This window comes from Actinomadura sp. HBU206391, from assembly GCF_014323665.1.
Classification (GTDB): Bacteria; Actinomycetota; Actinomycetes; order Streptosporangiales; family Streptosporangiaceae; genus Actinomadura_C.
Genome location: NZ_JABVEB010000026.1, coordinates 43067 through 55300, shown reverse-complemented (window position 1 = coordinate 55300; position 12234 = coordinate 43067). Strand labels below are relative to the sequence as shown.

Sequence of the window (12234 nt, the reverse complement as noted above, 5' to 3'; positions counted from 1 at the left end):
CTGACAATGGTCGAACAGCAATTCGTCCATGACCACTTTGACAATGGAACAATTGCCACGAAATTACCCCAATCGGTCAGCGTGGCGGGTCGAGTGCGGCCTCCATCGCAATTGGCGCTTGGTCGCGGGTCTCGTCTAAGTGCGTGTTTGAGAATTTGATCTCGGTCGGTGTGGCTACGTGATCTTTGGTGGTGGTTCAGGAAGCCGGCGCGGTGACTCGGTCCCCGCGTTATCCCTCGGACCTGACCGATGAGCAGTGGGCGCTGGTTGAGCGATTCCCAGTCGGTCAAGGGCGCCGACACCGTCGGACGAGATTCGCGTGGGTACGACGCGGGCAAGAAGATCAACGGCCGCAGGTGCTCCATCGTCACCGACACCCTCGGTCTACTGATCACCGTCACCGTGTACGCCGCCGGCGCCTGGCCCGCGACTACGAACGCGATCCCGCCACCTCCGAAGCGATGATCCGCTGGGCCCGCCATCAACACCAGTGACCCGCCGTCTGGCCCGCGGCGGCTACACCACTCGACCCGGCCCACGACCCAGCGAACCCGCTGTTTGAGATACTGGCGGCATCGCGTATCGAAGTGTCGTGAGTTCCTGCTGAACTGTCAGGTGGAGTACTCGCCGTCCCAGGGTTCACAGAACCCGAGGTGGTCTGGATAGAGCTCGGCCCAATCGTCTTCGTCCTCGTTCTCGCCGTGCCCCTGCTCGATGATCAGGCCGAACAGCACGCCGTCGACGGTCAGTCGGAACGGGCGGATCGCGATGTCCTGGTATTCGCGCTTGGGCAGGGCATCCAGGAGTTCGGCCAAACGTGCTTCGGCTTGGGCGAGGACCGAGTCGGCTCCGTAGGGGCGTTGCTGCTGTTCGCGCCAGGTTCCGGCGTACCAGATGTCGGAGTCGATGTAACGGCCGTCGGCGTCGAAGCGGTGGAGGACGACGTAGAGACGCTTGGCGTCTTCCCAGCCTTCCCCGTGACGGAATCCTTCGGGGAAGGCGTATGTGATCGAGGCGAAGAACTGGCCGTCCGCGTATCGACCGATCTTATCGGTCCGGTAGTCCGGCTCGTAGGCAATGGAGATGATCTCGGGGACTGCCATCGCAGAACCATAACCGAGTCCGAACATGCGTAAAAGTGGTCACCGAACCATGAGATGGAGCCCTCGACACGGGAGCGCTACACCCGGCAGGTTGCCCGGCCTCAGACATGCGTGCACGAGCAGATCGGCTTCAACTCGGAACGGCTCCCGGGTCTGCCGCAGAGTGGCAGAGCGGGGAATCGTCAGTACGCGGACTCCTGCATGAGGCGGCGCGAGGCCTCGGTGATGCTGCCGGACAGCGAGGGGTACACCGTGAAGGTGTGCGCCAGCTGGTCCACCGTCAGGTGCTGCTGCACGGCCACGGACAGCCCGAGGATCAGCTCGCTGGCCCTCGGGGCGACGATGACTCCGCCGAGGACGATTCCTGTGGCTGGGCGGCAGAACAGCTTTACGAAGCCGTCCTCGAAGCCCTGCATCTTGGCGCGCGCGTTGGTGCTCAACGGCAGCATGACCGTGCGCGCGTCCACCTCGCCAGAGTCGATCATGTTCTGCGACACGCCGACCGTCGCGACCTCGGGATCGGTGAAGATGTTGCCGGCCACCCAGCCGAGCTTGAGCGGCTGGACGGCCTCGCCCAGCGCGTGCCACATGGCGATGCGCCCCTGCATCGCCGCGACCGAGGCGAGCATCAGCACGCCGGTGCAGTCGCCTGCCGCGTAGATGTGGGAGGCGTGGGTCCGGGACACCTTGTCGACCTTGATGAAGCCGCGCTTGTCGAGTTGTACGCCGACCTCCTCCAGCCCGATGCCGTCGGTGTTGGGGACCATGCCGACGGTCATGAGGCAGTGCGAGCCCTCGACCTTGCGGCCGTCCTCGAGCGTGACGACTACCCCGTCACCGGAGCGGTGCACGGCGGCGGCGCGCGAGCGGGAGAGCACATTCATGCCGCGCCGCTGGAAGACCTCCTCCAGTACGGTCGCGGCCTGGGCGTCCTCGGTGGGCAGGATCCGCTCGCGCGAAGAGACCAGCGTCACCCGGGACCCGAGAGCCTGGTAGGCCGACGCGAACTCGGCCCCGGTCACGCCCGACCCGACCACGATGAGATCCTCGGGCAGCTCGGGCAGGTCGTACAGCTGCCGCCAGCTCAGAATGCGTTCGCCGTCCGGCTCCGCACCGGGCAGCACCCGCGGCGTCGCGCCGGTCGCCACGAGCACGATGTCCGCCCGCAAGCGCTCGTCACCCACCGCGACGATCTGCGGATCGACGAACCTCGCCTCGCCCCGCACGATGCGCACGTCCTCGTAGCACAGCCGCTCGGCGACGTCGTAGGACTGCGCCCTGGCCAGCTCCTTCACCCGTTTGTTGGTCAACTGCAGGTCGACGCCCAGGCCGCCGACCTGACCGTCCGACCCGCCGGAGAAACGCACGCCGAGCGAGGCGGACTCGGACATGACCGCCATCCGCGTCGACGTGGCGATCAGCGTCTTCGACGGGACGCAGTCGGAGAGCACGCACGCTCCGCCGGGGCCGTCTCGTTCCACCACGGTGACGTCGGCGCCGAGCTGTGCCGCGACCAGGGCGGCCTCGTAGCCTCCCGGGCCTCCTCCAATGATCACGATGCGGGTCACGTGACCATTGTCCCGCATTTGTGGTGATGCCCAGGCAAGAGGTAGTCCGAGCGTCGGCCTGGCGGAGGCCGTACGCTTGCCAACCGTGGCCTTGTACGCGGCGTACGCCTCCAACATGGACCCCGAGCAGATGGCTCAGCGGGCCCCGCACTCACCCCTGCACGGTTCCGGGTGGCTCCAGGGCTGGCGGCTGACCTTCGGCGGTCAGGACGTCGGCTGGGACGGAGCGCTCGCCACCGTGGTCGAGGACACCTACGAACAGGTCTTCGTCGTGCTCTACGACGTGCCCGAGTGGGACGAGCGGGACCTCGACGCCTGGGAGGGCGCCGCACTGGGCGTCTACCGCAAGATCCGAGTGCGGATCGCGACACTCGACGGTGACGTGCTCTGCTGGCTGTACGTGCTCGACGACTACGAGGGCGGGCTGCCCTCGGCGCGCTACGTGGGAATTCTGGCCGATGCGGCCGAGCGTGCCGGCGCGCCGGACGACTACGTGAAGGATCTGCGCACCCGCCCGTGCAAGTCACTGGGCGCCGAGGGGTGACCACGGCCGCGCTCGGCGCGGCGGCTCCGGAGGGTGCTTCGCCCGCGTCCTTCACGGGATGTCCGGTTCTCCATTACTCCCCGGTAGTGTCTGGATCGTGAGACACGACGCGATGGATGTGGCGAACAGAGCCGCCGACGAGCTGCGCTCCCGGACCTTTGACTCGTTCGACGTGGCGCTGGTGATGGGGTCCGGCTGGGTGCCGGCCGCCGACGCGCTCGGCGAGCCCGAGGCCGAACTTCCGGTGACCGACCTGCCGGGTTTCGCCCCACCCGCCGTCGAGGGTCACGCCGGCCGGATCAGGGCCGTGAACGTGGCCGGCAAGCGCGCGCTGGTCCTCCTCGGTCGTACGCACCTGTACGAGGGACTGGGCGTCGACCCGGTCGTGCACGGCGTCCGCACGGCGCTCGCCGCGGGTGCGAAGACCGTGGTGCTCACCAACGCGGCGGGCGGGCTCCGGCCGGAGCTGCACGGTGTCGGCACCCCGGTGCTCATCAGCGACCACCTCAACCTGACCGGCGCCAACCCGCTGACGGGCGCGCGGTTCCTCGACCTCACCGAGGCCTACTCGGGCCGCTTGCGCGCGCTGGCCAAGCAGGTCGACCCGGACCTTCCCGAAGGCGTGTACGCGGCGTTCCGCGGGCCGACCTACGAGACGCCCGCCGAGATCAGGATGCTTCGTACGATGGGCGCGGATCTCATCGGGATGTCCACGGTGCTCGAGACGATCGCGGCACGCGAGGGCGGTGCGGAGGTGCTCGGCATCTCGCTCATCACCAACGTCGCGGCCGGTCTGTCCGGCAGGCCGCTCGACCACGAGGAGGTACTCGCCGCCGGTCGCGACGCCGCCGCGCGGATGGGCGCACTCCTCGCCACGGTCGTGTCGAAGACGTGACGGCGATGAGCGACCACACGCGAGCCGCGCAGGAGTGGCTGGCACAGGATCCCGACCCTCGGACACGCGAGGAACTGCGGGCGATTCTGGACGGCGGAGACGACGCGGCGCTCACCGACCGGTTCGGCGCCAAGCTGGAGTTCGGCACCGCCGGTCTGCGCGGTGAGCTCGGCGCGGGGCCGAACCGAATGAACCGGGTCACGGTCATGCGCGCCGCCGCCGGGCTCGCCGCGTGCCTGCGCCCGCACGCGGCCGATCCGCCAGGCACGTCGGTGGTGGTCGGCTATGACGCGCGGTACGGCTCTGAGCGGTTCGCCCTCGACACCGCCGCTGTCATGACCGGGGCGGGGGTGACCGTCCGGCTGATGCCGCGCCCGCTGCCCACGCCGGTGCTGGCATTCGCCGTACGGCACCTGGGCGCGGACGCCGGGGTCATGGTGACCGCCAGCCACAACCCGCCTCGCGACAACGGCTACAAGGTCTACTGGGCCGACGGCGCCCAGATCGTCCCGCCACTGGACGAGGAGATCTCCGCGGCCATCGACGCGGTCGGCCCGGTGGACGGCCTGCCGCTCGGGAAGGACTGGACGGTCCTCGGCGACGACATCGTCGAGTCCTACCTCCGCTCGCTGTCGCGGCTGCCCCTGGGCGACGCGCGCGAGATCGGGGTCGCCTACACGCCCCTGCACGGGGTGGGCCGGGACGTGCTGCTGCGGGCCTTCGCATGGGCCGGTTTCCCGGCGCCGGCCGTCGTCGCCGAGCAGGCCGAGCCCGACCCCGACTTCCCGACCGTGGCCTTCCCCAATCCGGAAGAGCCCGGGGCGATGGACCTCGCACTGCGCCTCGTCGTCTCGGCGGACGCCGACCTGGTGATCGCCAACGATCCGGACGCGGACCGGTGCGCCGTCGGTGTCCGGGTCGGTGCCGACGGTCCCGAGGGCTCGCGGATGCTCACCGGAGACGAGGTAGGCGGGCTGCTGGCCGAGTACGTCCTGCGGCACACGAGCGGCGCCGACCGGCTCGTCGTCACCACCATCGTCTCCTCGTCGCTCCTCGGCAAGATCGCAGAGGCGCACGGCGTGCGCTTCGCCCAGTCCCTCACCGGCTTCAAATGGATCATGAAGGCGCGGTCCGCCGGCGATCGCCTGGTGTTCGGCTACGAGGAGGCGCTCGGCTACAGCGTCGGTGGAGACGACGGGTTGCCAGTGCACGACAAGGACGGCATCGGCGCCGCGCTCGTGGTCGCGGCCATGGCCGCCGAGGCGCGGCGGCAGGGTGGCTCGCTGCTCGACCTGCTCGACGAGCAGGCCCGCCGCCACGGCCTGCACGCGACGGCACAACTGTCGATCCGGCTTGAGGACCTCTCGGCGGCCGGCGCGATGCTGGCCCGGCTCAGAGACGACCGGCCGGCCGCCCTCGGGGGCCGTGCGGTCGAGGCGGTCGACGACCTGTCCGAGGGGATCGACGGCCTGCCGCCCACCGAGGGCCTGCGCCTGCGGCTCGCCGGCGGCGCCAGGGTGATCGTGCGGCCCTCCGGCACCGAGCCCAAGCTCAAGTGCTACCTCGAGGTGGTCGCCGGTGTCGAGGACCAGGTCGCGGACGCCCGCGCCACAGCGTCAGCGGCACTGCAGGCCCTACGCGAGGAACTCGCCGCGTTGCTTTCGCCGGCCTGAAACGCACCGTTTGACAGGGGAGTCCTCAGGTTCGGGTGCCGCCCGGCCTCGGGGGAGCGGCCCTCAGAAGTCGCCGCCTCCGCCGAAGCCCCCGCCTCCGCCGAAGTCGCCGCTGCCGAAGTCCCAGCCGCCGCCGATGTCGCCTCCGTCGCCGCCGAAGACATCGCCACCGCCGCCGAGGCCGCCGCCCATTCCGCCGAACCCGCCGAACCCGCCGCCCAGCATCGAGCCGAGCGCGGTGCCGATGAGGATGGGACCGAGGATGTCCATGCCGCCGTAGCCGGCGTAGTAGCCGCCGGCGTAGGGGGCATAGGCGGGACCCGCCTCCCAGTAGGGCCTGCGCCCGCCCCCGACCGGTACCATGCGCGAGTCCGGCGCCATCCCGTTCAGTACGGCCTGGGCGTCGGCGGCACAGGCCGGCACCGACCGCGGCGCCGAGCCCGCCGGCGCCCATGGGACGTCCTCTACGGACGGGCCGTGCTGCGGGTTGAAGAAGCACGGCGCGCGCCGTTCGGGGACGGCCTCGCCCGCGAGCCTGGCCCGTACCGCGACCATGTAGTAGCGGCCGTCCTCCAGCGCCGTGGTGACGTTGCGCATGTCGTCGGGCCGCTGGGCCGTCTCGACCGCGGCCTTGGCCTTGTCGTAGGAGTCGAGCGCGCGGGTGTAGTCCTCCCGTGTCTCGGTGGCCAGGGCCGGGTCGGTGACCTTGAGGTCGAGCGCCGCGATGTCCTCGCCGAGTGAGGTGACGTCCTCGTCGACGCCCTGCTTGAGCTCAGCCATCTGCTGAGCGTCCCGGACCTTGCGCCGCCGCTGGACCACGGCGACGAGCCCGACGACCCCGACCACCGCGAGTACGAGGACCCCGAGGCCCACGAACATCGAGTTCCGGCTCGATGCGGCCTTGTCCGCCGCCTTGGCGTCGGCGAGCTGGGCGAACTTCACCAGCCGGGTCGTGATGTCGCCGCCGGAGGCCTGGGTGATGAGCTGGTTGATCTCAGTGGCGGAGAGGTCCTTGGAGATGCCCACCATCTGGTCGTCGGCGGTGACGGCGACATAGGTGTCGCCCTTGCCGACCCGCTGGCGGACGCTGTTGAGCATCTGGCCCAGCTGCTCCTGGCCGAGCCCGGCCTTGGTGACGACGACACGGATGTCGGTGTGGTCCGCGGCGTCCAGCGCCTTGCGCACCTGTGCCCGTGCCGGGTCGGAGAGGACCCCGCCGGCCTCCGAGGAGACGTACAGCTTCGAGTTCCGCAGACCGTTGGCGATCTCGGAGACCGTGTCGGCGCGGGCCGGTGCGGCCCAGCCGAACAGCAGGATGCCGATGAACGCCAGTAGCGCCGGAAGCGCGAGACGGCGGGTGACCGCGTGCAGCCGGCCTCCCTGGTGACCGCCGGGAGTTGATCGTGCGTACCTCATGCCTTCAGTCTGCCTCCTTTATCAGAAGACGAACCGATGGCGCGGGTAGTTCCGTAAAGGTAAGGAAAGAAAATGGGCTTAGCTCGTGAATCCCCTGGTAGGAGCGAGATCGCTCAGCCCACGGCCCCGTCCGAGCGGCTGCGCCTGCGCCACAACAGGAAGCCGCCGCCCGCAGCGACGATCACGAGGGCCGCGACGCCTCCGATGATCGGCAGCTTGGAGCCGTCGTCCTTTTTCGCCGGAGCGGCCTGCGTCGCCTCGTCGGTCGGGGCGGGCTCCTCCTCGGTGACCTCGGTCGGCGTCTCCGTGATCAGAGGCTCGGGGGTCACCTTGGATCCGGGCGGTTTGGGCGTGCCGTTGGTCAGCCGGACGAACGAGATCAGCGCGCCGGCCGGGTTGGCGCCGTTGGCCCGCCGCGCCCCGCTGAGGGCGGAACGGAGCTGCGCCGCGGGCATCACGCTGGAGGACGCCGTCAGGTTGTTGCCGGACAGGACGGCGAAGGTGCCCTCGCGTTTGACGATCCGGTAGAGCTGCGAAGGCGTCAGCGACGAGCCCGCGGGCAGTACCGCGACGTAGACGGGACGCTTCGCCGTCTCGAGCTGGGCCCGCAGCCGGTCCTTGGCGGCGTCGTCGGCGAAGAGCTTGGCGCCGGAGGCGACGTAGACGCCGCCGTCGTTGATCGACTCGGCGACCAGGTCAGGCTCGATGGGATCGGCATGTGAGGCCGGGGCCAAGGCGACGTTGAGCGCGAGCGCGCCTGTGACGACTGAGACCAGGAGGGCCGGGAGGGTTCGGCGTTTCATAGGTGGCTCACTTTAGTGGTCACGGCGGCCCGGCTCGCCCGAAAGCGAGAGATTCCGCCCGGTCATCCGCGCCGTAGGTCCCCGCGACGGACTCGCTGGACGAGGTCGTCGCGGGACCGCCCGTACCCGGTCTCGGCCCAGGCGCTCCCGGACGGTCCCGCGGCGGGTCTAATCCTTGATCTCGCAGATCGCGGCGCCGCTGGTGACGGTCTGTCCCACCTCGGCGGACAGGCCGGTCACCGTGCCGGCCTTGTGCGCGGCGAGCGGCTGCTCCATCTTCATCGCCTCGAGTACCACGATGGTGTCCCCGGCGGCCACGGTCGTGCCCTCGGCGGCGACGATCTTGACGATCGTGCCCTGCATCGGGCTGACCAGGGCGTCGCCGCCGCCGGCCGCGCCCCCGCCGCCGTGCCGCCCCTTGCCGCGCCGGGGCGCCGGACCCTGACCGGCCGTACCCGCCGCCGCGCCGAGCCCTGCGGGCAGCACCACCTCGATGCGCCTGCCGCCGACCTCGACCGTGATCCGTTCGCGTTCGGCGGCCTCGACGTCGTCCGACGCGTGCTCGTACGGGGGGATGGTGTTGTCGAACTCGGTCTCTATCCACCGGGTGTGGACACTGAACGGCTCGCTGATGAAGGCCGGGTCGTCGAGCACGGCCCGGTGGAAGGGCAGCACGGTCGGCATGCCGTCGATCGTGAACTCCGCCAGAGCGCGTCGTGAGCGCTCGATGGCCTGCCGGCGCGTGGCGCCCGTGACGATGAGCTTGGCCACCAGCGAGTCGAACGCCTGCGGCACCGTCATGCCCGCCGTGTAGCCGGTGTCGAGCCGTACCCCCGGGCCGGAGGGCGGCTCCCACGCGGTGACGGTGCCGGGCGCGGGCAGGAACCCGCGGCCGGCGTCCTCGGCGTTGACGCGGAACTCGATCGAGTGGCCGCGCAGCGCCGGGTCGTCGTATCCGAGCTCCTCGCCGGCGGCGATCCGGAACATCTCCCTGACCAGGTCGAGCCCGGAGACCTCCTCGGTGACCGGGTGCTCCACCTGGAGCCGGGTGTTGACCTCGAGGAACGAGATGGTGCCGTCCTGGCCGACGAGGAACTCGCAGGTCCCCGCGCCGACGTAGCCGGCCTCCTTGAGGATCGCCTTGGAGCTGCGGTAGAGCAGCTCGACCTGCTCCTCGGTGAGAAACGGGGCCGGTGCCTCCTCGACGAGCTTCTGATGCCGTCTCTGCAGGGAGCAGTCCCTGGTCGAGATCACCGCCACGTTGCCGTGCTTGTCGGCCAGGCACTGGGTCTCGACATGTCGCGGCCGGTCGAGGTAGCGCTCGACGAAGCACTCGCCGCGGCCGAAGGCGCCGACGGCCTCGCGGACCGCCGACTCGTAGAGTTCCGGGATCTCCTCCAGCGTCCGAGCGACCTTCAGACCGCGCCCTCCACCGCCGTACGCCGCCTTGATCGCGATCGGCAGGCCGTGCTGCCGGGCGAAGGCGACGACCTCGTCGGCGTCGCTCACCGGATCGGCCGTGCCCGGGACCAGCGGGGCGCCGACCTTCTGCGCGATGTGCCGCGCCTGCACCTTGTCGCCGAGCGTGGTGATGGCGGCGGGTGGTGGGCCGATCCAGGTCAGCCCGGCCTCGGTGACCGCGGTCGCGAAATCGGCGTTCTCGGCGAGGAAGCCGTAACCGGGATGGACGGCGTCGGCGCCCGCCTCGTGCGCCACCTTGATCAGCTTGGCGATGTCGAGGTAGGTCTCGGCCGCCGTCTGGCCTCCCAGCGCGTACGCCTCGTCGGCCACGCGGACGTGCAACGCGTCCAGGTCGGGCTCTGCGTACACCGCGACGCTGACGAGGCCGGCGTCCTTGCAGGCGCGGGCGACGCGGACCGCGATCTCCCCACGGTTGGCGATCAGAACCTTGCGCACGGGCGACTCCTCCTAGAACTTCCGCACGAAGTCTAGGCAACGGCGCCACCCGACTTCGTAAGGCCCTCGTCGTCGGCGCATCGCCGCAGGACCCGTGGGCGACGCCGTCCGGTTCCGGGGGTACCGGCCGCGGCCCGGCGGCATGAGGACCGGACGGTCTTGACGCGGATGCTGACAATCAGAAAGGATCCATTTCCCGAAATGACCCGGTAGCCGCCACATCTTCTGACACGGCGGCTTCTCCGGGCGCCGGGCGCATTCCCATTGTGGGTCGGATGGCCGCATGCGGTCAGGTCTCTGTAGTGCGAATGGGGGCGAAGTGACATCCAATCCGCAATGTACGTCTGGAATCGTGAAACGGCGATCTCTAAGCTGGGCGCCGATGCGATGACGTCGCCCTCCGACCCTGCCGCCCCGCACCGGAGACGCTGGGCGACCCGGAACGGGCAGCGGCATGACCCCTGTTCTCAATGAAAGGATCAAGTCATGAGCGGAGACCGGCGTGGTGCCAATATCGCGGCACTGGAAGAGCTGTCCCGGATGTTCAGCAAGCATTCCAAGAACCTCGACGGGCTCATCAAGGACCTGAACGGACGCACGGTGGGCAGCACCGAGGTGTGGTGGGGACCCGGAGCCGACCGGTTCCGGAGTGCCTGGCAGGAGGCCAAGACCGCCTTCGACAAGATGGCGATCGCCCTGGAGCAGGGCAGCCAGGACATCAAGAAGTCGCGGCAGAACATCGAATCGGCCACGCGCTGACCCTGGCCCCCGCGTATCCGGCTTGCGAGGCCTCGATCGACCCCCCGGTCGAGGCCTCGCGCCATTTTCCGGTCTCCAGCCGCGCACGGGATCCAGGCAAGGGCCGCGAACGTCTCATTCCCGTCGCCGAGACCGCTCGCATGGCTCAAAGGGGATGCCGATGCCCAAACCATCCACACCCGCTCCGAACGTCTCGCGCAGGGGCACCGTCATCGCGCTCGTCGTCCTGCTCGTCGTCGGCCTGCCGGGGCTGCTCGCGCTCGCCGGGGGTTACGAACGGACCGGTGGCGGTGAGGTCGCGGTGGTCCGCAACGGGGGCTTCTTCGACAACAACCGAATCCGGCAGATCATCGATCCGGGCTCCGGCCGCACGTGGATCGGCTTCTACTCGAAGGTCCACAAGTACCCCGCCCAGCAGCGCTTCTACACCATCACGTCCGAGGACAAGCGCGGCGACACGGCCGGCGTCGACGTCGTGACGGTGCCGAGCAGCGACGGCGTCAACATGGGCATCGAGGGGACGCTGTACTTCACCCTCAACCTCGACCACGCGGTTTTGAGGTCGTTCGACGACAAGTTCGGCACCCGCAAGTTCCGCGGCCCGGGCGGGGAGTCGAACTACACCTGGGACGGCGACGATGGCTGGCTGGCGTTCCTCAACCAGATCGTCCGCCCGGTCATCGACAACGCGCTCCGCACGCAGATCAACAGCTTCCGCTGCGCCGAGTTGGTGTCGTCGTGCGCGCTCGTGCAGAACACCTCCGCGCCCCGGCAGACGACGCAGAAGTCGGGTCTGCAGGCGCAGAGCAACAACGCCAACATCGCGAAGGTGCAGAACGCGATCAACACCAGCCTGGCCGTCGACCTGGAGTCGACGCTCGGCGGGAAGTTCGTCACCAACATCCACTTCAACCTGGTCCGGGTGACCCTCCCCGACAAGGTGCAGGAGTCGGTCGATCGGGCCCAGGCGGCGTTCGCGCAGGTCAGCGAGGCGCAGGCCAAGGTAGCCTCGGCACGTGCGGAGGCCGAGGCGAACCGGGCCCGCCAGGACGGTTACAACAAATGCCCCACGTGCGCCGAGATCGAGAAGCTGAAGGCGCTGCCACAGGGCATCACGGTCTACGCACCCGGGAACCCGGGCGGCGTGAACGTCCCCGGCCGCTGACGTGCGTCGGCGGTCCGGATCGGAAGGTGGCAAATGCGTCCTCTGGTCATGCTCGCAGGGCTGTTGTTCCTCTGCCTCGTCGCCTACCTGATGGCGCGCGCGTTCTCGGGCGGTGCCGGCGTCGGCCGCCCGGCGGTGGAGCAGGGCGCCCGCTGGGAGACCCACACCGAGGTCGGCGAGGGCGTCACGTCCGTGGTCGTGCGCAGGGTGACGGAGGGCCGGTCGGGTCTCCTCGAACTGGGCCGGCAGGTGATCCGCACGATCCCGGACGACGACCCGGAATGGGACACGAAGTATCACGCGGCGATGGCGGAGGCCCGGTCTCGCGTCGCCGCCCTCGAGATCGAATCCGACTGACCTGTGCACGACCGCGATCCCGGTCGTGCACAGG

General features: G+C 69.7%; 11 protein-coding genes and 1 pseudogene. 7 read left to right on the top strand and 5 right to left on the bottom strand.

The features are described from left to right. Positions 1-273: 273 nt before the first annotated feature. Positions 274-414: pseudogene (locus tag HKK72_RS12385) on the top strand (transposase); the annotation flags it as partial. 197 nt (positions 415-611) lie between these two features. Here HKK72_RS12385 and HKK72_RS12380 read toward each other — a convergent pair. Both HKK72_RS12380 and HKK72_RS12375 read right to left on the bottom strand, forming a co-directional pair. Then, positions 612-1103 (bottom strand): hypothetical protein, encoded by a 492-nt coding sequence (locus HKK72_RS12380; protein ID WP_187234459.1) that lies wholly within the window; start codon positions 1101-1103, stop codon positions 612-614. 182 nt (positions 1104-1285) lie between these two features. Then, positions 1286-2671 (bottom strand): NAD(P)H-quinone dehydrogenase, encoded by a 1386-nt coding sequence (locus HKK72_RS12375; protein ID WP_187234458.1) that lies wholly within the window; start codon positions 2669-2671, stop codon positions 1286-1288. A gap of 85 nt (positions 2672-2756) precedes the next feature. Between HKK72_RS12375 and HKK72_RS12370 the strand changes: the two genes are divergently transcribed. From HKK72_RS12370 to HKK72_RS12360, 3 genes are all read left to right on the top strand, one after another. After that, complete coding sequence (locus HKK72_RS12370) at positions 2757-3215, top strand: gamma-glutamylcyclotransferase (protein WP_187234457.1); 459 nt, start codon at positions 2757-2759, stop codon at positions 3213-3215. A 112-nt stretch (positions 3216-3327) separates the two neighbouring features. Next, a complete protein-coding gene (locus HKK72_RS12365; protein WP_187234470.1) occupies positions 3328-4110 on the top strand; it encodes a purine-nucleoside phosphorylase in 783 nt (260 codons plus the stop codon). Positions 4111-4115: 5 nt separating this feature from the next. After that, a complete protein-coding gene (locus HKK72_RS12360) occupies positions 4116-5783 on the top strand; it encodes a phospho-sugar mutase (protein ID WP_187234456.1) in 1668 nt (555 codons plus the stop codon). Between the two features lie 63 nt (positions 5784-5846). Here the strand turns inward: HKK72_RS12360 and HKK72_RS12355 are convergent, their stop codons facing one another. The 3 genes from HKK72_RS12355 to HKK72_RS12345 form a co-directional block, all read right to left on the bottom strand. Further along, complete coding sequence (locus HKK72_RS12355) at positions 5847-7199, bottom strand: hypothetical protein (RefSeq protein WP_261986748.1); 1353 nt, start codon at positions 7197-7199, stop codon at positions 5847-5849. A 113-nt stretch (positions 7200-7312) separates the two neighbouring features. After that, positions 7313-8002 (bottom strand): hypothetical protein, encoded by a 690-nt coding sequence (locus HKK72_RS12350; protein ID WP_187234455.1) that lies wholly within the window; start codon positions 8000-8002, stop codon positions 7313-7315. 168 nt (positions 8003-8170) lie between these two features. Next, positions 8171-9919 (bottom strand): acetyl/propionyl/methylcrotonyl-CoA carboxylase subunit alpha, encoded by a 1749-nt coding sequence (locus HKK72_RS12345; RefSeq protein WP_187234454.1) that lies wholly within the window; start codon positions 9917-9919, stop codon positions 8171-8173. A gap of 486 nt (positions 9920-10405) precedes the next feature. Here HKK72_RS12345 and HKK72_RS12340 point away from each other — a divergent pair, with 486 nt between their 5' ends. The 3 genes from HKK72_RS12340 (at position 10406) to HKK72_RS12330 (ending at position 12200) form a co-directional block, all read left to right on the top strand. Then, positions 10406-10678: a WXG100 family type VII secretion target gene (locus HKK72_RS12340; RefSeq protein ID WP_187234453.1), complete on the top strand. Its 273-nt coding sequence runs from the start codon at positions 10406-10408 to the stop codon at positions 10676-10678. A 160-nt stretch (positions 10679-10838) separates the two neighbouring features. Then, on the top strand, positions 10839-11843 hold the full coding sequence (locus HKK72_RS12335; RefSeq protein ID WP_187234452.1) for an SPFH domain-containing protein: 1005 nt from the start codon (positions 10839-10841) through the stop codon (positions 11841-11843). A 33-nt stretch (positions 11844-11876) separates the two neighbouring features. Further along, positions 11877-12200 (top strand): hypothetical protein, encoded by a 324-nt coding sequence (locus HKK72_RS12330; RefSeq protein WP_187234451.1) that lies wholly within the window; start codon positions 11877-11879, stop codon positions 12198-12200. Positions 12201-12234: the final 34 nt, after the last annotated feature.

Excerpts from the sequence above, each read along its gene's own strand:
- HKK72_RS12335 (WP_187234452.1), top strand. The coding sequence starts at position 10,839 with ATGCCCAAACCATCCACACCCGCTCCGAACGTCTCGCGCAGGGGCACC.
- HKK72_RS12380 (WP_187234459.1), bottom strand. The coding sequence starts at position 1,103 with ATGGCAGTCCCCGAGATCATCTCCATTGCCTACGAGCCGGACTACCGG.
- HKK72_RS12340 (WP_187234453.1), top strand. The coding sequence starts at position 10,406 with ATGAGCGGAGACCGGCGTGGTGCCAATATCGCGGCACTGGAAGAGCTG.
- HKK72_RS12365 (WP_187234470.1), top strand. The coding sequence starts at position 3,328 with ATGGATGTGGCGAACAGAGCCGCCGACGAGCTGCGCTCCCGGACCTTT.
- HKK72_RS12355 (WP_261986748.1), bottom strand. The coding sequence starts at position 7,199 with ATGAGGTACGCACGATCAACTCCCGGCGGTCACCAGGGAGGCCGGCTG.
- HKK72_RS12360 (WP_187234456.1), top strand. The coding sequence starts at position 4,116 with ATGAGCGACCACACGCGAGCCGCGCAGGAGTGGCTGGCACAGGATCCC.
- HKK72_RS12330 (WP_187234451.1), top strand. The coding sequence starts at position 11,877 with ATGCGTCCTCTGGTCATGCTCGCAGGGCTGTTGTTCCTCTGCCTCGTC.
- HKK72_RS12350 (WP_187234455.1), bottom strand. The coding sequence starts at position 8,002 with ATGAAACGCCGAACCCTCCCGGCCCTCCTGGTCTCAGTCGTCACAGGC.